The organism is Streptomyces brasiliensis (genome assembly GCF_014647875.1).
Lineage (GTDB): Bacteria > Actinomycetota > Actinomycetes > Streptomycetales > Streptomycetaceae > Streptomyces > Streptomyces brasiliensis.
Genome location: NZ_BMQA01000044.1, coordinates 19,675 through 42,499 on the forward strand (window position 1 = coordinate 19,675; position 22,825 = coordinate 42,499).

16 protein-coding genes and 3 pseudogenes are annotated in these 22,825 nt (G+C 71.3%); 11 read left to right on the forward strand and 8 right to left on the reverse strand.

Features of this window, described 5'->3' with window-relative positions; genetic code table 11:
• Nucleotides 1-22: 22 nt before the first annotated feature.
• Nucleotides 23-538, reverse strand: a complete 516-nt coding sequence (locus IEZ19_RS37325) for an immunity 21 family protein (protein WP_189315834.1) — start codon at nt 536-538, stop codon at nt 23-25.
• A 78-nt stretch (nt 539-616) separates the two neighbouring features.
• Nucleotides 617-1,099 (reverse strand): rhodanese-like domain-containing protein, encoded by a 483-nt coding sequence (locus IEZ19_RS37330; protein WP_189315835.1) that lies wholly within the window; start codon nt 1,097-1,099, stop codon nt 617-619.
• Nucleotides 1,100-1,192: 93 nt separating this feature from the next.
• Between IEZ19_RS37330 and IEZ19_RS37335 the strand changes: the two genes are divergently transcribed.
• Nucleotides 1,193-1,639, forward strand: coding sequence for an Lrp/AsnC family transcriptional regulator (locus IEZ19_RS37335; protein ID WP_189315836.1), 447 nt, complete (start codon nt 1,193-1,195; stop codon nt 1,637-1,639).
• A gap of 105 nt (nt 1,640-1,744) precedes the next feature.
• Here the strand turns inward: IEZ19_RS37335 and IEZ19_RS37340 are convergent, their stop codons facing one another.
• The 5 genes from IEZ19_RS37340 to IEZ19_RS37360 form a co-directional block, all read right to left on the reverse strand.
• Nucleotides 1,745-4,744, reverse strand: a complete 3,000-nt coding sequence (locus tag IEZ19_RS37340; RefSeq protein ID WP_189315837.1) for an AAA family ATPase — start codon at nt 4,742-4,744, stop codon at nt 1,745-1,747.
• Entirely contained in the window at nt 4,741-5,904 is a 1,164-nt protein-coding gene (locus IEZ19_RS37345) for an exonuclease SbcCD subunit D (RefSeq protein WP_189315838.1), read from the reverse strand. Before IEZ19_RS37345 ends, IEZ19_RS37340 begins: the two co-directional genes overlap by 4 nt.
• A 117-nt stretch (nt 5,905-6,021) precedes the next feature.
• Entirely contained in the window at nt 6,022-6,648 is a 627-nt protein-coding gene (locus IEZ19_RS37350) for a YigZ family protein (protein ID WP_189315839.1), read from the reverse strand.
• Nucleotides 6,649-6,728: 80 nt separating this feature from the next.
• Nucleotides 6,729-7,274: a SixA phosphatase family protein gene (locus tag IEZ19_RS37355; protein WP_189315840.1), complete on the reverse strand. Its 546-nt coding sequence runs from the start codon at nt 7,272-7,274 to the stop codon at nt 6,729-6,731.
• A complete protein-coding gene (locus IEZ19_RS37360) occupies nt 7,271-8,017 on the reverse strand; it encodes a hypothetical protein (protein ID WP_229841283.1) in 747 nt (248 codons plus the stop codon). Before IEZ19_RS37360 ends, IEZ19_RS37355 begins: the two co-directional genes overlap by 4 nt.
• 189 nt (nt 8,018-8,206) lie before the next feature.
• Between IEZ19_RS37360 and IEZ19_RS37365 the strand changes: the two genes are divergently transcribed.
• Nucleotides 8,207-8,614 carry a CoA-binding protein gene (locus tag IEZ19_RS37365; RefSeq protein WP_189315841.1) on the forward strand — a complete coding sequence of 136 codons (408 nt, stop codon included), beginning with the start codon at nt 8,207-8,209 and terminating at the stop codon, nt 8,612-8,614.
• Between the two features lie 1,435 nt (nt 8,615-10,049).
• Here the strand turns inward: IEZ19_RS37365 and IEZ19_RS37370 are convergent.
• Nucleotides 10,050-10,841: a GntR family transcriptional regulator gene (locus IEZ19_RS37370; protein ID WP_189315842.1), complete on the reverse strand. Its 792-nt coding sequence runs from the start codon at nt 10,839-10,841 to the stop codon at nt 10,050-10,052.
• 151 nt (nt 10,842-10,992) lie between these two features.
• Here IEZ19_RS37370 and IEZ19_RS37375 point away from each other — a divergent pair, with 151 nt between their 5' ends.
• From IEZ19_RS37375 to IEZ19_RS53185, 9 genes and pseudogenes are all read left to right on the forward strand, one after another.
• On the forward strand, nt 10,993-12,285 hold the full coding sequence (locus IEZ19_RS37375; RefSeq protein ID WP_189315843.1) for a D-tagatose-bisphosphate aldolase, class II, non-catalytic subunit: 1,293 nt from the start codon (nt 10,993-10,995) through the stop codon (nt 12,283-12,285).
• Complete coding sequence (locus IEZ19_RS37380; protein ID WP_189315844.1) at nt 12,282-13,454, forward strand: SIS domain-containing protein; 1,173 nt, start codon at nt 12,282-12,284, stop codon at nt 13,452-13,454. Before IEZ19_RS37375 ends, IEZ19_RS37380 begins: the two co-directional genes overlap by 4 nt.
• A gap of 112 nt (nt 13,455-13,566) precedes the next feature.
• Nucleotides 13,567-14,577 carry an N-acetylglucosamine kinase gene (locus IEZ19_RS37385; RefSeq protein WP_189315845.1) on the forward strand — a complete coding sequence of 337 codons (1,011 nt, stop codon included), beginning with the start codon at nt 13,567-13,569 and terminating at the stop codon, nt 14,575-14,577.
• Nucleotides 14,564-15,493: a DMT family transporter gene (locus IEZ19_RS37390; RefSeq protein WP_189315846.1), complete on the forward strand. Its 930-nt coding sequence runs from the start codon at nt 14,564-14,566 to the stop codon at nt 15,491-15,493. Before IEZ19_RS37385 ends, IEZ19_RS37390 begins: the two co-directional genes overlap by 14 nt.
• A gap of 99 nt (nt 15,494-15,592) precedes the next feature.
• The gene (locus IEZ19_RS37395; protein ID WP_189315847.1) at nt 15,593-16,441 is read left to right on the forward strand and encodes a class II fructose-bisphosphate aldolase; all 849 of its coding nucleotides are present in this window, start codon (nt 15,593-15,595) and stop codon (nt 16,439-16,441) included.
• A gap of 1,279 nt (nt 16,442-17,720) precedes the next feature.
• Nucleotides 17,721-17,921: pseudogene (locus IEZ19_RS37400) on the forward strand (CoA-binding protein); the annotation flags it as partial.
• Nucleotides 17,922-18,687: 766 nt separating this feature from the next.
• Nucleotides 18,688-18,819, forward strand: a pseudogene (locus tag IEZ19_RS53800) (transposase); the annotation flags it as partial.
• Nucleotides 18,782-19,534: pseudogene (locus IEZ19_RS37405) on the forward strand (IS3 family transposase); the annotation flags it as partial. The pseudogenes IEZ19_RS53800 and IEZ19_RS37405, both read left to right, overlap by 38 nt.
• 198 nt (nt 19,535-19,732) lie before the next feature.
• The gene (locus tag IEZ19_RS53185) at nt 19,733-22,750 is read left to right on the forward strand and encodes a helix-turn-helix transcriptional regulator (protein ID WP_308429055.1); all 3,018 of its coding nucleotides are present in this window, start codon (nt 19,733-19,735) and stop codon (nt 22,748-22,750) included.
• The last annotated feature ends 75 nt before the right edge of the window (nt 22,751-22,825 follow it).

Consider the following 22,825-nt stretch of genomic DNA (forward strand, 5'->3'; position numbering starts at 1 on the left):
CGCGTGGGCGGCACGGGCCGGTTCAGTCGGTGAGCCGTCGCAGCTGGACGAGGCCGAGCCAGGTCTCCGGTCCCGGCTTGGCGTAGGCGGCGCGCACCGCGTACCGGCCGGGTTCCAGCGGGACGCGCAGATGCTCGGCGCGGTCGGCCTCGTCGCCGGGCCACGCCGAGTCGAACAGGACGACCGGGCCGGGCACGTTCCAGCGCACCTCGTTCTCCCACACGGCGGTGTCGAGGGCGGCGGGCACCTCGGCCAGCAGTTCGTGCTCGGAGTTCGCGGCACTCCACCGGACGAAGGTGCCGTGGTCGGGGAGGAAGGCGGTGGAGGCCGGTTCGTCGCCGAGGACGAGGGCCGCGCTGTCCCCGACGGGGAGCAGTCCGACGTACCCGTCGACCTCGCACGCCCGGTCGTAGTCGGTGTCCATGTCCTCGCCGTCGGCCCCTGCCCAGAACGGCAGTACCGCCTCCGGGACGACAATCAGCGGGCCGCCGCCCGACTCCACCCACTCCACCGCGCCTGGATCCGCGTATTGCGCCATGGGCAGAACCTACACGCACGGCGAGCGCCTCGGACTCACGGTTCCCGGACCCGTCCGGTACGCCCCCGAGTGCCCGGATCAGCAGCCGCAGTCCCCGGCCACCGGCGCCGTCAGCGGGTCGGCCGGCCTGCTCTCCGGGCCCTGCCAGGTCTCGTACACGAAGCCCTCGCGCGCCCAGTACTCAAAGCCGCCGAGCATCTCCTTGACCTGGTAGCCGAGTTCGGCCAGGGCGAGGGCGGCGCGGGTGGCGCCGTTGCAGCCGGGGCCCCAGCAGTACGTCACGACGGGCACGTTCTTGTCGAGGAGCCGCTCGGCCTGCTCGGGGATGAGCGCGGTCGGCAGGTGGACCGCGCCGGGGACGTGGCCCTGGTCCCAGGACTCGGTGGAACGGGAGTCGAGGACGACGAAGCCGGGATCCCCGCCGGCCGCGAGCGCGGCGGCCACGTCCGAGACGTCGGCGTGGAACCGCAGGCTCGCGCGGAAGTGGGCGGCGGCCTCGGCCGGGGCGGCCGGGGCGACACGCAGGACGGGGTTGGCGGGGGCGGTCGTGGTGTTGTTCATGACTAGAAAACTACGGTCGTTGATCGCCGTTCTGAAGGGACGTTCCACGGGCCGGCCCTTGTCCGGCCGTGGATTCCCTGCTATCCGTCGCTCATGACCACGTTTTCCCCGGACGCCACCGATTGGCTCATTCTCGACGTCCTCCAGCGCGAGGGGCGCGCCAGTTTCGCCGAGCTGGCGCGGGCCGTCTCGATGTCGGCGAGCGCGGTCACCGAGCGGGTGCGCCGCCTGGAGGAGGCGGGCGTCATCCAGGGATACGCGGCGGTGGTGGACCCGGAGCGGCTCGGGCTGCCGATCCTGGCCTTCGTGCGGCTGCGCTACCCGAACGGCAACTACAAGCCGTTTCACGACCTGGTGGCCGCGACGCCCGAGATCCTCGAGGCGCACCATGTGACGGGCGACGACTGCTTCATCATCAAGGTCGCCGCGCGGTCGATGCCGCATCTGGAGGAGATCTCGGGCCGGATCGGCGCGCTGGGGTCGGTGACGACGAGCGTCGTGTACTCCTCGCCACTGCCCCGGCGCCCGCTGGGCCGCTGAGCGCTCCGGCGGGGGCTGGTCGCGCCCACGCGGCGAAGCCGCATGTCGGACACAGCCCCGCGCCCCCTCGGGGCACGGCACCGCACAGGACTCCGCCGAGGCCGCTCAGATGCCGGTCACACCCCGCTGCCGCAGGGTCGAGCCCGACCTGCCCTTCACGACCTCCAGTTGGGCGTGTATCCGGCGGCGCAGGTCGGCGACGTGGCTGACGATGCCGACGCTGCGGTCCCGTTCGCGCAGCGAGTCGAGGACGTCGAGGACCTCGTCGAGGGTCTGGTCGTCGAGGCTGCCGAAGCCCTCGTCGATGAACAGCGTGTCGAGCCGGACCCCGCCGGCCTCGTCGGTGACGACGTCCGCGAGGCCGAGGGCGAGCGCGAGGGAGGCGAAGAACGTCTCGCCGCCCGACAGCGTCGACGTGTCCCGTTCCCGGCCGGTCCAGGCGTCGACGACATGCAGTCCGAGTCCGCTGCGGCCCCGTCCGGTGCGGTCGTCGGAGTGGACGAGGGTGTAACGCCCGGCGGACATGCGCCGCAGGCGTACGGTCGCGGCTGCGGCGACCTGTTCCAGGCGGGCCGCGAGGACGTACGACTCCAGGCGCATCTTGCGTTCGTTGTCCGCCGACGTGCCCGCGGTGAGGGCGGCCAGGCGGGCCACGCGGTCGTGCTCCTCGCGGAGCGGCGCCAGTTGGCGCATGCCCTGGGCCGCGCGGGCCGAGAGCCGGTCGAGTTCGGCGCAGCAGCGGGCGGCCCAGTCGCGTGCGGAGGCGGTGTCGCGCAGGCATTGGGCAGCCGCCGTCGCGGTGCGTTCGGCCGCTTCGAGGTCGGCGGGCGGCTGCTGGGCGGCGGCCGCGGTGTCGCGCTCGGCGAGGATCGCGCGGACGGCGGCCTCCTCCGACTGCCAGTCGTCCAGGCGCCGTTGGAGTTCGCGGTGGGCGGCGGAGTCGAGGAGGGCGGCGGCCGCCTCCTGGGGGGTGTCGAACCCGGCGCGGTAGGCGGCGTCGGAGAGCCGGGCGTCGGCGTCCTTGAGCCGCTGGGCGGCGTCCTCGGCGGCGCGCGCGGTATCCGCGGCGTCGGTGAGCAGGGCGACCTGCCGCTCGAGCTGTGCGGCCCGTGCGGTCACGCTGGCGGCGCCGCCCCGGGCCTGCGCCAACTCCCGCTCCAAGATGGCCCGTTCGTGGTCGAGAGTCTCACGCCGGGTCAGCCGCGCGGCGGACCGGACCGCTGCCTGCTGGCGGTCGGCGAGTCGCCGTTCGCGCTCCTGCTCTGCCCGGCGCAGCTCCTCGTGGGCGGCGTGCAGGGCGGAGGCGTCGCGGCGGGACCGCGTGTACTGCTGCTCCAACTCGGCGGCCTCGGAGGCGAGTCGGCCCGTCGGTGTGTCGCCCGCCTCGGCGGTGGCGGCGGCCAGGGCCTCCCGTACGACGCCGAGGCGCCGCTCGGCCTCGGCGTGCTGTTCCTCGGCGCGACGGCAGTCGGCGAGGGCGTGTTCCTCGGCCTCCCGGTCGACATGCCCGGCGATCTTGCGGGCGGGCGCGGGGTGTTCGGTGGCGCCGCAGACCGCACAGGGTTCTCCGTCGGTGAGGTGCGCGGCGAGTTCGGCGGCGATGCCGTTCAGGCGCTGTTCCTTGAGGTCGAGCCAGTGGGCGCGGGCGGCCAGAGCGCGCTTCCCGGAATCGAGCACCCTCTGATGGGCTTCTTCGGTGTCGGAGGCCAACTGGTCCCGCATCCGGGCCGCGTCGAGCCGACGGCGCGCGGGTTCGCGCTGTACGGCGAGCTGTTCGGCCCGGGCAGCGGCCTCCTGGGCCGACTCGATGAGGGACTGCAGGTCCGCGCGCGTGGCGTCCCAGTCCGCGAGCCAGCCCTCGGCCTCTCGCAGGGCCTCCTCGTCGGCGCGCTCCTGCCGGTCGAGACCGGCCCGCTCCTCGCCCAGCTCCACGAGACGCTGTTCCGCGCGGCGGCCGGACTCCAGGCCGCCCAACTCCTCTGCGGCCCGCCGTGCGGCGGTCGCGAGCCCGGCCGGACCGGCGCCCGCGAAGCTGTCCGGCAGCAGCCCACGCGCGCGCGCCTTCGCCTCGGTCGCCACGCGGTGCTCGGCCTCGGTGGCCTCGCGCAGCTCCAGCGCGGGCGCCACCGCCTCCGCCTTGCGCGCCCGCTCCATCCGCGCCTGCGCCTCCTGATGGACGCCGGACCGCTCCTGAAGCCGTACGGCCCGCTCCCTTGCCTCCGCGAACCGCCTTTGCAGGCGGGCCAGTTCGCGTACGTCGGCCAGGGCTCGGTCGGCAGCGGCGTGGGCGGACTCGGCGGCGGACAGACGTGAGTGGGCAATAGTGAGGCGCTCGCGGGCGGTGCTGCGGGCGACGGCAGCGGCGCTCAGGACGGCCTCGGCCAGGCCCGGCTCACCCGGGGCCAGCTCCGGCAGCTCCATGGCGTCGCCGGCCTCCTGCTGCATGCGGTGGGCGTCGGCCAGCAGGGCCGCGTCCCCTTCACGGACGCGCGCCTCGGCCGCGCGCCGGCGTTCGGCGAGGCGCTTCTCGGCGTCGGCGAAGCGCTGGGTGTCGAAGAGGCGGCCGAGGAGTCTGCCGCGGGCCTCGGCGTCGGCCCGCAGGAAGCGCGCGAAGTCGCCCTGGGGCAGCAGGACGACCTGGCAGAACTGCTCGCGGCTCATGCCGAGCAGCTGGGTGATCTCCTCGCCGATCTCCTGGTGCGAGCGGCTGAGGTCCTTCCAGGCGCCGGCCACGGCGTCGTGCTCGCGCAGCCAGGACTGGGCCTTGTCGACCGTCGTGCCCGTGCCACGCAGCTTGGGCCGCTCCCAGGGCGGCTGCCGGGTGATCTCCAACCGGCGTCCCGCGACGGTGAGTTCGAGAGTGACCTCGGTGCGGGTCGTCGCCAAGGCGTGGTCGCTGCGCAGGGTCGTCCCCTGGCCGCTCTGGCGGGCGCCCGGCACCGCGCCGTACAGCGCGTAGCACACGGCGTCGAGGACCGACGTCTTGCCGGCGCCCGTCGGTCCGTGCAGCAGGAACAGCCCGGCCTGGGACAGCTCGTCGAAGTCGACACTCTGCGAGCCGCCGAAGGGGCCGAACGCGGTGAGGTCGAGGCGGTGCAGCCTCACCGGGCCACCTCCCGCGCGGCGCCTTCGGCGCGCACGGCGTCGAACGCCTCGCGCAGCACGGCCAGTTCGCGCTCGTCGGGTCCCACGCCCCGGACGTGTGCCACGAAGTCCTGCGCGATCTGCTGGTCGCTGCGGCCGGCGAGCCGCCGTGCGTACGACGCGTCGGGGTCGCCCGGGGCCCGTTCGGGGGCGAAGACGAGGCTGAGTGCGTGCGGGAAGCGCTCGGCGAGACGGGCCATGGGGTCGGCGGGGCGGATTGGGTCGGTCAGGGTCGCCTCGACCCAGGCCTCCTCGTGACGGGCCAGCTCCGGGTCGGCGAGCAGCTCCTCGAGGGTGCCCCGGATCCGGGCGAGGGGGCGGGGCACCGGGCAGTCCACCCGCTCGGCGGCGACGGAGCCGTCGGCGGCCAGGTCGACCAGCCACATGCTCTTGCGGTGGTCGGCCTCCGAGAAGGAGTACGGCAGCGGGGAGCCGGAGTAGCGCACGCGCGCGGTGATGGTCTGGCTGCCGTGCAGATGCCCCAGCGCCACATAGTCCACGCCGTCGAAGACGCCGGCCGGGACGGCGGCCACCCCGCCGACGGTGATGTCCCGCTCGCTGTCGCTGGCCCGGCCGCCGGTGACGAAGGCATGGGCGAGGACGACGGAACGGGTGCCGGGCGCACGGCCGGCGAGGTCGGCCCGGACACGGCCCATGGCGGCCGCCAGCACACTCTCGTGACCCGCCTTCTCGACGCCGAACTCGTCCTTCACCAGGGCCGGTTCGAGGTACGGCAGGCCGTAGAAGGCGACATCCCCGTGTGCGTCGGCCAGCACGACCGGGGTGCCGCAGGCGGCGGGTTCGGTACGCAGATGGATGCCGGCGCGTCCGATGAGGCCGGCACCCACGCCGAGCCGGCGGGCCGAGTCGTGATTGCCGGAGATCATCACCGTGGGCACGCCCAGCTCCGCGAGCCGGTGCAGGGCGTCGTCGAACAGCTCGACGGCGGCCAACGGGGGCACCGCCCTGTCGTACACGTCTCCCGACACGACCACCGCGTCCACCTCGCGCTCGTGCGCGGTCGTGACGAGGTGACCGATGAACTCGGCCTGGGCTCCGAGCATGTTCACCCGGTGGAACGCCCGGCCGAGATGCCAGTCGGAAGTGTGCAGGAGTCTCATGATCCCCGAGACTAACGGCCGGGTCTGACATCACGGGCGGTTACTCCCGTATCAGCCTGCCATGACCCGTCATGACCCATGCGACAGACACCCGTTACGCCCTCATTGCACCGATTGTCAGGCATCTCCGTAGGCCTCCCCGCCCAGTTCGAATCCGGCCGTCCCTGCGGTGGCGTCGGCGAGCCAGGCGCGGAAGGTGTCCACGTCGGCGTCCGGCAGGCCGATCTCGATGGTGACCGCCTCGCCGTACCGGACGTCCCTGACCTCGCGGCCCGTCGCGCGCAGATCGTTCTGCACCTTGCCCGCGCGCTGGTGGTCGACGGTCACCGTGGCCAGCCGGAAGCGGCGCCGGGTGATGGTGCCGAGCTGGTCCAGGGCCTCGCCGACGGCTCCGCCGTACGCCCTGATGAGACCGCCCGCGCCGAGTTTGACCCCGCCGAAGTAGCGGGTGACGACGGCGACGACGTAGCGCATGTCGCGACGCAGCAGCATCTGGAGCATCGGGACGCCCGCGGTGCCGCCCGGTTCGCCGTCGTCGCTTGCCTTCTGGGTCGAGGCGTCGGCGCCGATGACGTACGCCCAGCAGTTGTGCGTGGCGTCGGCGTGCTCCTTGCGCACCGCGGCGACGAAGTCCTGGGCCTCCCGCTCGGTGGCCGCCGGGGAGATCGCGCAGAGGAAACGGGAGCGGTTGACCTCGGTCTCGTGCACGCCCGCGTGGGCGACGGTGCGGTACTCGTCCTGCATCCCGCCAGCCTATGCGCAGGTAGCGGGCCGAGTGGCTCGGGGCCTCCAAAGGCGCCGACGGGAAGCTGCCGGGGACGCGGCTACCCCTTCTTCTTGCCGCGCGGCACGGTGACCGAGGTGAGCAGCGCGGCGCCCGGGGCGAGGGCGGGCCAGCCGGTGCCGCGCCAGGCGAGGACGGCGATGGCCGACGTGGGGAACTTCCTGCGCACCTCGTCCAGCGCGTCGTCCAGGGCGTCCCCGGCGAGTTCCAGGACCAGTTCCTCGAGGCCGGGGTTGTGCCCGATCAGAAGCAGGGTCTCGACCTCGGACGGCACCTCGCGCACGACGTCGAGCAGTTCGTCCGCACCGGCCGCGTACAGCCGCCGGTCGTGCCGTACCGGCGGTGGTGTGCCCCACTGGGCCGAGGCCAGGTCCCAGGTCTGGCGGGCGCGGACGGCGGTGGAGCACAGGGCGAGGTCGGGCAGGCAGTCGGCCTCGGCGAGGGCGCGGCCCGCAGCGGGGGCGTCGCGGCGGCCGCGCGGGGCGAGCGGGCGCTGGTGGTCGGCGACGCCCTCGGGCCAGGCGGACTTGGCGTGCCGCAAGACGACGAGGCGGCGCAGCGGGCCTGCACCCGCGCGGGCGATCACGAGAGGCTCCCCAGATCGCGGGCCAGCTCGAGGCCGAGCAGTCGGTCGGCGTAGGCGTACGTCTCGAAGCGGGCGCCGTCGGGCAGATCGCCGGCGGTCTCCACCCACTCCAGGACGCGCAGTACCTCGGGCACATCCAGATTGTCCTCCCAGGCGGCGCGCAGCCGCCCGCGCACGTCGTCGGGAATCGCCCGCGACGGCTGCCGCGCCCACCCGGCGACGGCGCGCCGCCAGCGCGCGAGCATCCGGCCGGCCTCCTCGAGGGCGCCTGCGTCCAGGCGCACCGGCGCGTCACGATCGGTGCACAGGAGGGTCAGGCGCAGCGCGGCGGGATCGGTGAACCGCCCGTCGAGGCCGCCGTTCCCGCACACGCCGACCTCGTCGGACACCTCGGCGACCCGGAGCACGACCCCGGTCTCGGGCACCGGCCCGCCCTCCCCCACCACGTGCACGATCTGCGCCTCGCCCAGCCCGGCGGCGAGGTCGTGGCCGTCCTCGAAGGGGCGGATGCCGAGGGTCGTGGCGGCGGCGCGCAGTTCGGCGTGCTGGCGGCCGGCGGCGAGCATCGACCAGACGGGGGTGCCGCCGAGTTCCAGGGCGCGGACGAGGAGGTCGGTGGTGAGGAGCACGCGCAGGGAGGTGGGCGTGAAGGACGGCGCGTGCGCCTCCACGCGGGTCAGGCCCCGGCGGGCGGGGGCGGCCTGGACGGGGTCACCGGTTCGGGCGTCGACAATACGCAGCACAGCGCGAGCGTAGGCGCGCGAAGGCCCGTACGCAGGCACTCGGCGCCAGATCCGGTCACCGTGGCGGGACATTCGGGCGGTGCGTACGGCTGGTGCGTACCGTCCGTCTCGAGCCCCCGCCCGGGAATCAGGGTCCGAAAGCGGCTGTTGGCGGGAGGGACAATGCCCCGACGCCCGAGGAGTGCGGCCATGTACGGCGACGAAGCGACCATCCGCAGGATCCTGACCGAGACCGGTGACACCTGGGCCGTCGTCGGCCTGTCCTCGAACCCGGGGCGTGCGGCCTACCGGGTGGCCGAGGTGCTGCAGCGCTTCGGGAAGCGGATCGTGCCGGTGCACCCCAAGGCGGAGACGGTTCACGGCCAGAAGGGCTACGCGTCCCTCGCCGACATCCCCTTCGAGGTGGACGTGGTGGACGTATTCGTACGGAGCGACCTGGCGGGCAAGGTCGCCGACGAGGCCGTCGCCATCGGCGCCAAGGCGGTCTGGTTCCAGCTCGGCGTGATCGACGACGCCGCCTACGAACGCACCCGCGCCGCCGGCCGCGACATGGTCATGGACCATTGCCCGGCGATCGAATATAGGGCGCTGAGTTAGCGGCACATGGGGGACGAGCGGCAGCTCTGTCCCCCATGTCGGCGAAAGGATCTACTTCGCGTTGACGAGGACTTCTGGTCTCCGGTAGGTCACCACCTGCCCACCGCGAGTCGTGCGCTCCTCGCCCACCAACCTGAGCCGCCAGACCTTCGAGCGTCGCCCCTCCGATGCCAGCTCCGCTCGGACGTGCGAGATCAAAGCAGCGAAGTCCCACGGCGAAGACGTCATCGCGAAGTAGCCGGGTGCGTCAAGAAGGCGAAAGGTGATCGTGCACTCCGGCACGGGCCCGAAACCCCCTCTGGCGGCCCCTCTGCGCTCACGCCAGGAACGGAGACACGAACGCTGCGGACCGTCGGCCAGATGAGGCTGGGGAAGGGCGGTTCCATCGTCCGGCCCGCCTTCAGGCCCGGTGAGCACCATGCCCAGCACGACATCGCCACGTTCCCAAACGACACCGACATCGTCCGACTCCGTCACCGCCTCGGCCCGCCAGCCTCCAAGCGACCGCCCAGCACTCCCACGACTGCCACAGCGATGCTTCTCTCCCGAACACGGACCGTCCAGCATGATTGCTCACTGACTCGGAATTCCGCGGAGAACCGCGCGGCCGACTCAGCCGCGTTGAGAGAGAACGGATAGAACCCCTCCTCACGAACTGCCACCGCCTCTTGGTGCGACTGATCGTTGGACCTGCCTACCCGCTCGGCTACTCCTGCGGCTCAGCTGTGGTCAAGCAGACGCGGCATCGGCCTGAAGCGGCCCCAGCCCTGGGCTCACCGATCGCGCTGACACAAGTAGTGGAGAACACCGCGCGTCCGTCTGCCAAGACGGCCCGCGGCGTCCGTTCCCTGGCTGTTCAGGGGTACGTTGTGATGAAGGTCTTCACGCCTTGGACGACATGCTCGAACAGCTCGGCGGCGATGGCCATAAGACTCCTGACTCGAAGGAACGGAACCGTTTGGCTCGAGCCCGTGGAGTCGCTCGAAGACACATCTGTAATGAGTCACGGCCACCGTCGCCGGCGGGCGGGCAGGCTTCTGATCAAGGCATCTGTGTGTGAGGGCCGAACCTCGACCTAGCGCGCGGACATGTCATTTTCAACACGCCGCCCAGGGGCAACGGGTCCGATATACCCGGAGTCGCACGCGCCGACCGAGATCCAGCCTCTCAGCCGACCACAGTTCAGCCGGCCCCGTTACAGACATACCCGCTCGTGCGCGAGCTGGCCGCCGCCGATGCCCCCTGTGTGGGTGCCGATGGCGATGACGTGCCGGGTGCTCGGGCAGCCCGCCAGCCCCACCACCGTTGCTTCGTGAGGACATCGTCTGTGGATCGGCCTGCCGTTCGGTCAGTCAGTCGCCGAGGGAAATTGGCGGTCTGGCGTGGGGTGTTGTTGCGGTCGGCAGTGATCCGCGGCATAGGGGACGCAGCGAGTTCACCCGGTGATCGAGGCCCGGAAGTGGTACCGGTCGCCGCGGTACACCGCCGCGGTGAGTTCCAGGGGCTGGGCGTTCTGGTTGAAGGCGAGCTGGGTGGCGACCAGGACCGGGGTTGCATCGGTGATCTCCAACAGCCTTCGCTCGTCCTCGGCCGGATGCCGGGCCTCCACGGAGTAGTCGGCCACCTTGGGTAGTTGGGGCGGGTCGGCGCGGCGGAGCGTGGCGAAGAGCGTGTTCCTGGTGAAGTCGGTCTCGGCCAGTCGCGGACACAGCGCGAGGGGCAGCCGGTTGTGCTCCAGGACGACGACGATGTCGTCCAGGAAACGCAGCCGGCGCATCTCGAAGAGCGCGGCCCCTGGGCCGACGCGCAGCATTTCGGACTCCCGGACCGTGGCCGCGCGGACCGTGGACTCCAGCACCTCGTCGCGGAGTTTGAATCCGTACTGGTCGGCGTAGTCGGCGAAGCCCTGCACCGACTGGCCGGCCCCCTGGGTGGACGACGGCCGGGAGGCCGGGGCCGCGCGCTCGTAGCCGTCGGCGAGGAACCATCCACGGGCCGGCGACGACTCGATGACGTCACGCTCCGCCAGTTCGTTCAGCGCGCTGCGCAGTGTGACGCGCGAGACACCGTACCGGGCGGCCAGCGATCGCTCGGACGGCAGGCGGTCACCGGGCCGGGCACCGTCAGCGGAGATGTCGTCCAGAAGACGTCCGGCGATCCGGGAGTACAGGGGCAGGGAGTCCGCGTCCAGAAGGCCCTGCGGGAGGCCGTTGTCCAAGGAAGGCATACCAGTTATATACCAGTCAAAGTAAGACCAGTTCCATACCAGATAAGGACCATTGACGACCAAGGCGCATACCAATACTCTTCCGGAGACGTTTCCGGAGGTACGCGTTCCGTTCCAGGCCCGCGCCCTTCTGCGAACCTTGGAGCAGAACATGTGGAACCCCTTGGACGAAGTGGTGCGACGCCAGAAGGCGGGTGAACCACACGGCATCACCTCCGTGTGCTCGGCCCACCCGCTGGTCATCGAGGCGGCCGTGCGCCAGGCACTCGCCTCGGGAGGCATCCTCCTCGTCGAGGCGACCTCCAACCAGGTAGACCAGTACGGCGGATACACCGGCATGAAGCCGGAGGACTTCCGGGAGCTGGTGCACGGCATGGCCACCGAGCACGGCCTGCCGCTGGACCGGGTCGTCCTCGGCGGAGACCACCTGGGACCGAACCGGTGGCGCTCGCTGACGCCGGAGCAGGCGATGGCCGAGGCGGACGCCCTCGTCGCGGCGTACGTCCGGGCGGGCTTCACGAAGATCCACCTCGACTGCAGCTTCTCCTGCGCCGGTGACCCCGCGCCGCTGACCGACGACCTGGTCGCCGAGCGCACCGCCCGCCTGGTGCGGGTGGCCGAGGAGGCCGCGGGCGACTCCGCCGCCGCCCTGCGCTACGTCATCGGTACCGAGGTGCCGGTGCCCGGAGGCGCGCACGAGACGCTGGAGGGCATGACGGCCACCGGCCCCGAGGCTGCACGTCTGACCGTGGAACACAACCGGAACGCCTTTGCGGCGCACCAGGTCGCCGACGCCTGGCCCCGCGTGATGGCTCTGGTCGTGCAGCCGGGTGTCGAATTCGACCACCTTCAGGTGTTCGACTACCGGCGCGAGCGGACGACCGAGCTGCGCGAGGTCCTGGCCGACGAGCCGAACATGGTCTTCGAGGCCCACTCGACGGACTATCAGACCGTCGACGGGCTGGCCGCCCTGGTGGAGGACCACTGGGCCGTGCTCAAGGTGGGGCCCGGGCTGACGTTCGCACTGCGCGAGGCCCTGTTCGCACTGGCCGCCGTCGAGGACGAACTCGTCGGCCCCGGGGCGCGCTCCGGGATCGTCGAGGTGGTCGACCGCCGGATGCGCGAAGAGCCTTCCTGGTGGTCGGGCTACTACGAGGGCGACGCCGCCGCGCAGCGGCTGGCCAGGCGCTACAGCTACAGCGACCGCATGCGCTACTACTGGCCCGACCCCGAGATCTCCGCCGCGCAGGACCGCCTGTTCGCCAACCTCTCGGCCCTCGGCATCCCGCTTCCCCTGCTGAGCGCCCACCTGCCCGACCAGTACCGGCGGGTCCGGGTCGGCGCCCTCACCGCGACACCTCGGGACCTGGTCGTCGACCGGGTCCGGGACGTCCTGCGCGACTACGACCGCGCCTGCAGTGTCCAAGACAAGGAGTACGTGTGACCACCCCCATCTCCCACTCGATGCCCCAGGATGCCGGGGCCGACCACACGGTCGCGGAGATCGCCCAGCAGCCCGCGGTGTGGCGCGAGGTCGCCGGCATCGTCGCCGGTGGACGGGACTCCCTGGACGCCTTCCTCGCACCGCTGTTCGCCGAGAAGGACCTGCGGATCGTCCTGACCGGAGCCGGTACCTCGGCCTTCGCCGGTGAGGTCGCGCGGGCGGCCGTGGCGCGGGCCACCGGCCGGCGCGTGGACGCGGTGTCCACCACCGACATCGTGGCGGACCCCCACGCGTCCTTCCCTGACGACGTCCCGACGCTGCTCGTGTCCTTCGCCCGGTCCGGGGACAGCCCGGAGAGCGTCGCGGCGACCCGCCTCGCCGAGCAGGTCCTGACCCATGTGAACCACCTCGTCATCACCTGCAACGCCGCCGGACACCTGGCCCTCGAGCACGGCCCGCGCGCCGAGTCGCACGTCCTGTTCATGCCGCCCGTGTCGAACGACCGGGGCTTCGCCATGACGTCGAGCTTCACCGGCATGCTGCTCGCGTGCCTGCTCGCCTTCGGCGCGCTCGGCACCGAGGACATCGAGGCACCGGCCGCGGCGGCCGAGCACATCACGGCCGGTGGCCTGGACCGGGCCATCGACGCCCTGCTGGCCCGCCGCCCCGAGCGGCTGGTCTACCTCGGTAGCAGCAGCGCGCTGAAGGGGCTGGCCCACGAGTCCGCCCTCAAGCTGCTGGAGCTGACCGGCGGCGCGCTCGTCGCGTCCTCGGAGTCCTCCCTCGGCTTCCGCCACGGCCCCAAGTCGGTGCTGAACGACCGCACCGCCGTCGTCGTGTACGTCTCCAACGACCCGTACACCCGCCGCTACGACCTCGACATCATTGCCGAGCTGCGCGCGAACCTCCCGTCCGGCAGCGTCGTGGCCGTCACCGCGTCCCCCGACGGGGTGCCCGGGGACGACACCTGGGTGCTGCCCGGGCTCGTCGGCGCCGACGACGCCGCCCTCGCCCTGCCCGCCGTGGTCACCGCGCAGCTCGTCGCGCTGCGTTCCTCCCTGGCCCTGGGCATCCGGCCCGACAACCCGTTCCCCTCGGGCGAGGTGAACCGGGTCGTGCGGGGCGTGACCGTGCACGACCTTCCCCAGCGACAGGACGACGTCGCGTAACAGCGTCTGTCCGGACGACAGAGCCGGGCGGCAGGCGCCGCCCGACAGCGTCGGAGAGAGCCGAGCGGACGTCGCGTAACAGCGTCAGACAGAGCCGAGCAAAGGAACAACGATGTTTCTGGGTGTGGACGGCGGAGGCACGAAGACAGCCTTCTGCCTGATCGACAGCACGGGCACCATCAGGGCCCGGGCCATCGCGGAGGGTGCCTACTACTTCGGGGACAACGCCACCGGTGGCGTCGACCACGTGGTACGGGTCCTCGCGCACGGGGTCGAGGCTGTGACCAAGGACGCGGGCATCACGCCCGCGGACATCGACCACGCGTTCCTGGGCCTGCCCGGCTACGGAGAGGTCCCCGGCGACATCGCCGCGCTGGACGCGGCTCCCGGCCAGGTGCTGGGGCACGGGCGCTACGCGACCGACAACGACATGGTCTGCGGCTGGGCCGGTTCCCTCGGCGCGGTGGACGGCATCAACGTCATCAGCGGCACCGGTTCGATGACCTACGGCGAGCGGCAAGGCCGCGGTGCCCGCACCGGTGGCTGGAGCGAGCTGTTCAGCGACGAGGGCTCGGCGTACTGGATCGCCGCCCGGGCACTGAACGCGTTCTCCCGGATGAGCGACGGCCGGCTGTACGAGGGTCCGCTCGCCGGCCGGCTGCGCCGGCACCTCGGGCTGACCACGGACCTCGAAGTGATCGACGTCGTGCTCAACCGCTGGCAGGGACACCGCAGCGAGATCGCCTCGCTGACCCCGCTGGTGGTCGAGGCGGCGGAGTCGGGCGACACGGAGGCCGCGGCCATCCTCACCGAGGCCGGCCGGGAACTGGCCCTGCTCGTGGACAGTGCCCGGCGCCGGCTGGGCTTCACCCACGACGAGACCGTCCTCGTCTCCTACTCCGGCGGTGTCTTCCGCTCGGCCGCCGTGCTCGACGCGTTCACCGCGGCGCTCCGGAGCGGCGGGGCCGGATACGAGCTCCGGCAACCCCTGTTCGAACCGGTGGTGGGAGCCGCGCTTTACGCGGCCAAGCTCGCCGGCACCCCTATCGGCACCGACGCGCTGGCCGCCCTGCGCTCCAGCTCCGACATCACCACCACGGAGGACAGCGATGAAATCGCGTGACAACCGTTCCTGGATTCTCTACGCGGGCCTGCTGGTCCTGTTCTGGGGTGTCTGGGGAGCCTTCTCCAGCCAGCCGACCGAACGATACGGCTACCCGGACGAGATGATCTACGTCATCTGGGCCTTCACGATGCTCGTCCCGGCCGCGGTAGCGCTGCGCCGGCAGAAGTTCGACCGCCGTCCGGTCGCCGCAGGGTACGGGCTCCTGGCCGGACTCACCGGCGCGGGTGGTCAGCTGCTGCTGTTCCAGGCGCTGTCCGACGGTCCCGCGTACCTGATCTTCCCCGTGGTCTCCCTCTCCCCGGTGATCACCGTCCTGATGGCCGTGGCCCTGCTCCGGGAGCGGATAGGGAGGCTCGCCGTCATCGGCGTGGTCGCCGCGCTGATCGCCATCGTGCTGCTCAGCATCCCCTCCGGCGCCGGCGGGGACGTCAGCACCGGGTCCTGGATGGTGCTGGCCATCCTCATCTGCGTGGCCTGGGGAGCGCAGGCGTTCTTCATGCGCAAGGCCGCTCTCGCCGGCGTCAACGACGCGACCACGTTCGGCTGGATGACCATCAGCGGACTGCTGCTCGTCCCCGTCGCCATCCTGATGATGGGCGGGCTGCCCGACGCCCCCTGGCAGGCGCCGGCGCTGACCGCCGTCACCCAGATCCTCAACGCCGTGGGCGCGCTGTTCCTCGTCATGGCGCTCAGCCGCGGCAAGGCCAGCGTCGTCGCACCGATCACCAACGCCCTGGCGCCCGTCCTCACCATCGTGCTGTCGCTGGTCATCTACCAGACACTGCCGACGATCTGGGGGACGTTCGGCATCGTGCTCGCCCTCGGCGGATCGACGCTGATGGTCTACGCCGACGAGAAGCGTGAGGAGATTCCTGAGGTTCCAGAGCCGGCGACATCGGCCGCCAGCTCATAAGCCGCTGCACTCAGGCAGCTTGGATCCGGCCCGTCCAGAGGGCGGGCCGGATCTCTCCAACAATGCAAGTCGCACTTCCCCCGCACGAGGAGCACGCACATGTCCTTGGTCCCCACCGGAGACCTTGTCGCCCGGGCCGCTGCCGAGCACAGTTGCGTCACCGCCTTCAACGTCATCACCCTGGAACACGCCGAGGGCATCGTGACGGGCGCCGAGTCCGCCGGCCGGCCGGTGATCCTGCAGATCAGCGAGAACGCCGTGCGGTACCACGGCAGCCGGCTCGCCCCGCTCGCGCTGGCGGCGTCGTCGGTCGCCCGGACGGCAGCGGTCGACGTCTCTCTGCACCTCGACCACGTCACCGACGTCGACCTGCTGCACCAGGCGGCCGACACCGGCTTCTCCTCGGTGATGTTCGACGCGGGAGCGCAGCCCTACACCGACAACCTCGCCGCCACAGCCTCGGCGGCACAGTGGGCGCACGGGGCCGGGCTCTGGATCGAAGCCGAACTGGGGTACGTGGGTGGCAAGCCCGATGCCCCCGCGAGCGCGCACGCCGACGGAGTGCGCACGGACCCGTCGGAAGCCGCCGACTACGTGGCGCGTACGGGGGTGGACGCCCTGGCGGTCGCGGTGGGCAGCAGCCACGCCATGACTGAACGGTCGGCGGCCCTGGACCATGCGCTCATCGCACGCCTCCGGGAAGCCGTTCCGGTCCCGTTGGTGCTGCACGGATCATCCGGGGTTCCCGATGTGGAACTCCGCGCGGCGGTCCTGGCGGGCATGAGAAAGATCAACGTTGGGACAGCGCTCAACATATCGCTGACCCACGCCGTCCGCGACGTGCTGCTGAGGGAGCCGGCGCTGACGGATCCGCGCAAATATCTTGGCCCGGCCCGCGACGCCGTGGCGACCACCGTGCGTGACGTCCTCACCGTACTGACAGACTGACCACAACGCACCCGTAGTCAACATTCCGCCGTCGTTTCAGTGACCGCGCGGGGCTACATGGTGACCGCCATCCTGGCGAGGCAGACCAGCGCGCGCCGATGGCGTCGAAGCGTTCGGGGCGGTAGCCGTCGGCGATCACGCCTCAAGCGATCAACCCAGCAACGATGCGCCCCGCCGGAGCGGTCCAACACTGGGGGAGCGAGGCGTCTCTTCTGCCAAGGCTCGGCTGACGAGCCGGGCGGTTGCGAGAAGCAATGACGGAGTGGTCCAAGGCGCGTAGATGCACTGGACCTTGCCTCAACTCCGTGCGGATAGTTTGCCACCGGGCCTCTCGCACCATGAACGACGGCAAGGGCACCTCGGTTGGACGAGGCTGGCTCCGAGCCAGTGGGATCGGAGTGATGGCCGTGTCGGTGGACGTCGGCCTGCTGGGCTGGGGCCACTGGACTCCCCGGGGACTTTCATCCGCACAAAGCAGACAGCCCTCGAAAGAGCAAAGGAGAGAATCCCCAGTTCAGGCGAGGGCTGGAAGGCAAACCCGCAGCTAGCGGCAGACGAGTCGGGCCGTACGCCGGGTCCCTGTCCGAGGACAGCGTGACTCCCGTCCACCGGGGCCGACATAGCTGCGGCGCCCCCCTCCCACTCCCTGTCTCGCCAACTGAGCGCCGCAGTCGCCGGCGAGCCACCCTGTCTGCCACTGCACAGGGAGCCGGCTCTCATCCAGCACAGTACGTATGACCAGGTTTTGCCTGAGGTGACGCCGTGCCAGGTCAAGCCGGCGCCATACAGAAAACGGAGCCGGACCCGAGAGGGACCGATTGGCGGCGCGTTGGTGATCCACTCGTCGATGGCGGCGAGGGAGCAGGCTCCGGTCAGGACGGCGGCGGAGGTCCGCGGACAGCCGGGCCACCAGCGGATGGCGGAGCCCGCGGGGGTCACGCAGGTCCGGGACACTCCGGAGGAATACGAGGAGATCCACCGCCGCGGGCAAGGGTGCGGTCCGTTCCGCCTGGGCCAGTTGCTCCAGCGCGGAGGGGCATGGGGAAGATACGGGTGCAGGCACGATCTCGCTAAGCACTCATGCGACTTCGACCCTCACATGATCACCGGCTCCGTGCCTGCACTGGTATCCACGGGTAACCAACCGACCGATCCCACCGCATGACGGGATGTCACAGGACATCTTCACGGACGGGACCGATCAATTTCACGCAAGGCCCCTGGCCTCCCCGCTCAGTTGACTACGTCCATACCAAACGGAATGGCACCTGCCGGAACCATCCCGGTGGACGTCGTCGACGTGTTCGTGAACTCCGACCTCGCCGGTCAGGTCGCCGACGAGGCGGTCGTCAAGGGCGCGAAGGCCGTGTGGTTCCAGCTCGGGGTGATCGACGAGGCTGCGTACGAGCGGACCCGGGCGGCCGGGCTCGACATGGTCATGGACCGCTGCCCGGCGATTGCCTATAAGTCCCTGGGTTAGGAATCCATGGGGAAGAACGGCAAGATCATTCCCCCTTGAGAGTGGCACGCTACGTCGCGTTGACGCAGAGTTCAGGCCGCCTGTAGGTCACCACCTGTCCGCTGCGAGTCGCACATTCCTCCCGCACCAATCTGAGGCGGCAGATCTTGGGCGACCTCGGTCCTGCGCCAGCTCGGCTTGGACGTGCGGGACAGAAGCCGCAAAGTTCCAAGACGAAGACGTGATGGAGAAACAACCGAGGCCGGGGGCATCAACGAGACGAAAGATGATCGTGTCCTCTGGTACGGCTCCCAGGCCCCCTTTCGCGGCGTCCCTCCGGCTACGCCAATAGGGTCTGCATGAGCACTGCGGACCGTCGACTTGATGTGGTTGCGGAACGAGGGCCTCCTCGGAAGACTCGGCACCGGTGGGCACCATGCGTAGAGCGACATCCCCAGGCTCGACTTCGACGGGAATCTCATCCTGACGAGTGATCACTTCGGCTCCGTCGGACAACAGGAGACCACCGAGTACGTCCGCGAGTGGGCTGGCAACGCACTCGTCCACGGCGTGGACCATCCAGCCGGATTGCCCACGGCCGTGGAAGCCCACAGTGAACTGGCCCACAGGTTCACCGCTGTTGAGGCGAATCGACAGGAACTGGCCATCACCAACTTCTCCATGCCAACCTTCACGGACTGTCATCGCTTGTTGTGGCAACTGAAGCTTCCCCTTGATCGTGGACACCTGGAGACTGGGACATGAGGTCCAGTGGAAGTAGCACCAGGTGGGAAACAAGTACACGAAGCGGTACACCGAGGAGTTCAAGCGGGACGCGATCGCTCTCGTCGACTCTTCGGGGAAGACGGTCACGGCGGTCGCCCGGGAACTCGGCATCAGTTCGGAGTCCCTGCGCGGCTGGTACCGCCGCCTCCCGCCACACCTACGGCGTCCCGCGCATCCATGCCGAACTGCGGCGCCCGGGGCGACAGGTGAACCGCAAGCGCATCGCCCGCCTGATGCGCGAGCGCGACATCCGAGGCGTCACCCGCCGCAAGAGGTGCTCGCTAACCCGGCCGGACACGAAGGCGAAGCCGGCCCTGGACCTGATCGACCGCAACTTTCATGCCGAGCGCCCCGGCATCAAGCTGGTCGGCGAGATCACCTACCTGCCCACCGCCGAGGGCTGGCTCTACCTCGCCTGCTGGCTCGACCTGGCCACCCGCGAGGTCGTCGGCTACGCCATGGCCGACCATCGCGCCGAACTCGTCACCGACGCCCTCGACATGGCCCACGTCCGGGCTCATCTGGAGCCCGGTTGCCTCATACACGGCTATCGCGGGAGCGAGTACACGTCAACCCAATTCCGCAACCAAATACGAGAGTTGGGGCTACGCCAGAGCTGCGGACGCACCGGATCATACTTCGACAATGCCGCCGCGGAGAGCTTCTGGGCTCTACTCAAGGAGGAGATCGGAACCCGGACCTGGCCCGACCGGACCACCGCCCGCGCCGAGGTCTTCACCTTCATCGAGACCTTCTACAACCGCCGCCGCCTGCGCAAACACAGGACCTTCGGCTACCTCACCCCGGCCGAGACCAGGCAGCGACACCAACACGCTCTCGCGGCATAACCAACGAGTGTCCAAGATCACGGGGGAACCCAGACCAGCCACTCTCGCGGTTTCTGGGACTTGGTTGCCGGCCGGCCGCCCTCGCCCAGTCCGTGCCACCCCAACCAAGATATCGACTTGTGACCTACATAACGATCCCAGGCTGGGCTATCAGGTCTTGAATGTCGATGGTTTGTAACCAAGTTGAGGGGCCGGTGGGTGGACGCCAGGTGGATACGGGCGGATGACGTCTCGGCCTTGGGACGGGTCGTCTCCCCGGTGTTGGTGGGTCGGGACGCCGAGCTGGGCCGGTTGGTCGCGGCGGTCGCGGCGGCTCCGTCTGTGGTGGTGGTTGAAGGCGAGGCCGGTATCGGCAAGTCCCGGTTGGTTGCCGAGCTGGCGGGGCGTGAGGAGGTTGCGGGGCGGCGGTTCCTGGTCGGTGGATGTGGGCGGATCCGGGAGCCGTTTCCGCTCGGTCCGCTGGTGGAGGCGCTGCGTGAGAGCGGCGGTGACCTGGCTGCGGTGACGTTGACACCGGTCACGGGGGCGCTGCGCGGGCTGGTGCCGGAGCTGGCGCCGGTGCTTCCCGAGTTGCCCGAGCCGGTTGCGGACCAGGCGGCCGTACGGCACCGGCAGTACCGCGGCCTGTCCGAGGTGCTGGGCGCGCTCTGCCCGGCCGTGCTGGTCGTGGAGGACCTGCACTGGGCGGACGAGCAGACAGTGGAGTTCCTGACCTACTTGCTGGCCAAGCCGCCCGGCGGGCTTTCGGTGGTGCTGACCTACCGCGGCGAGGAGGTCTCCACGGCGGTGCGTGCCATCACCGCGCGGCCGGCGGACAGCGTCACGGTCGGGCACATCGGGCTCGGCCCGCTGGACGCCGCCCGGACGCGCCGGCTGGCCGCGGCGATCCTGGATCTCGACGACGTGTCGGCGCCGTTCGCGGAGCAGTTGTGCGAGCGTGCGTCCGGGCTGCCGCTGGCGATCCAGGAGCTGCTCGCGTTGCTGCGGGCGCGGGGGGAGGTGATCCGCTGGGAGGGTGGCTGGGCACGCCGGGCCCTGGACCGGCTGGAAGTCCCGGCGGGGGTTCGAGACCCGGTCCGGGAGCGGGTGGCGCGGCTGCCGGAGGGGGCGCGCGCGGTGGTGCAGGCCGCGGCGGTGCTCGGTATCGCCGTTCCGGTGACGGCGCTGGCGGGCGTGTCCGGGCTCGCGGACGCCGCCGACGGCGTTGACCTGGCCTTGGAGTTGGGGCTGCTCGTCGAGCGGGACGGGCTGGTGGGGTTCCGGCACGTGCTGGCGGCGCAGGCGGTGTACGAGGCGGTGCCGCCCGCGCGGCGGCGGGTGCTGCACGCGCGTGCCGCCGACGCCGTACAGGTGTTGCCGCAGGCGCCGCTGGGGCAGTTGGCGCATCATCTGCGGCAGGCGGGGCGGGTCGGGGAGTGGGTGGAGACGGCGGATCGGGCCGCGGCTCAGGCCGCGGAGCTGGGCGATGCCGCGGAGGCGGTACGGCTGCTGGAGGACGTGCTGCGGCACGCGGACGTGACCGCCGAGCGGCGCGTGGCGCTGACCGTCCGGCTCGGCTGGGCGGCAATCGAGACACTGAAGGAGCGGGACATCGAGGACCTGCTGGCGGCGGCGCTGGACCACGACGACCTGCCGCGGCGGACGCGCGGCGAGCTGTGGTTCCTGCTGGCGCTTCACCTGGACGGGAGGACGACCGATCTGTCGCGGCGGCACCGGGCATTCGCGGAGGCGGTGGCGGACCTGGACGACCGACCGGATCTGGCCGCCTGGTGCATGGCGGCCCTGGGTATCCCGACCGCCCCGCAGGCCCCGATTGCCGAGCACCGGCGCTGGCTGGAGCGGGCACTCCGGCTGGCCCCCAAGGTGACCGACCCGGCCGTCCGGCTGTTCGTCCTCGGGGTGATCGCCATGGTGTTCGCCGCGCTCGGCGACCCGCGGTGGTCCGAACTCGCCGCGCTCGTCGAGCGGGAGCTCGAAGATCGGGAGCCCGAAGATCGGGAACTCAACGAGCGGGAGCTCGACGAGCGTGTGCCGCGCCGCAGGGAGACCTATGCGTGCCGGGCGCTGGGCGAGGAACTGTGCAGCGCCGGGCACTTCGGGATGGCGCAGCGGCTGCTCGCCACGGCCCTGAGAGGCACGGCAGGCCATGACGTCAGCGGCGTGGAGGAGTTCCGTTGCCGGGTCGGGCTGAGCATGGTCGCGTACTGTCGCGGCGCCTGGGACGGGCTGCGCGAGACGATCGAGGTGCTTCGGCACGCACACGTCAGCGGTGCCTACGAGGTGCGCCTGCACGCCGTCGCAGCGTGCCTGTCGCCCGTTCCCGGCGAGCTGGAGCAGGCGCGTGCCCGGCTGCGCGAGGTGGTCGGGCGGCAGCGAGACCTCGGCGCGGTCGACCACCTTCCACTGACCGTGTCGGTGCTGGTACGCCTGGGGGCGGCGTGCGGTGAACCCGGAGCGGCGGTGGCGGAGACCGCGGACGTGGTCGCGATGTGGGAGGCAAAGGAGCTGTGGCCGGTCGGGGTTCGCACCGTTCCGGCCTTGGCCGAGGCGCTGCTGGCGGCCGCGACCGGCAATCCGGCCGGCGGGGCAGTGCCTTCGGGGGCTCCGGCGGCTCCGATGGCACCGGAGGGCCGGGCGGCCGCGGTGGCGCTGGTCGAGCGGTACGCCGACCGGCTGTCCGGTCTGGACGCGCCGCTGGCCGCGCCGGCGTTGGCGCACGCGCGTGGCTTCCTGGTCGCAGCCGAGGAGCGCTGGTCCGATGCCGCGGAGCTGTTCGTCGCCGCGGCCGGCGGCTATCGGGAGCTGCCCGCCCGGTACGAGGCCGCGCAGTGTGACGAGCAGGCCGCGGCCTGCCGGTTCGCGGCCCTGGCCGGGGCTGGGAGCGACACCGAGGCCGCCGGGCGGTCGTTGCTGGCGGCGATCGCCGCGTACGAGGAGATGGGGGCCCGCTGGGATCTGGACCGGGCGATGCGGCTGGCGCGCCGCCATGGGGTGCGGCCGGCGGCGGCGCGGCGGAACGGCGGCGCCGCGGGCGACGTGCTGACCGAACGCCAGCGTGAGGTGGCGCGGATGGCGGCGGCCGGGCGGACCAACGCCGAGATCGCCCGGGAGTTGTTCCTGTCGCCGAAGACCGTGGACAAGCACCTCAGCGCCGCGCTGCACCGCCTTGGCCTGCGGTCCCGCATCGAGCTGAGGCGGCATATGGGGGAGGGCTGACCCGGAGTTGGGGGTCTGTTCCCCATACCCCACCCATGTTGGTGGGGGCGAAGCTTGCGGGCATGTCAGAGATCC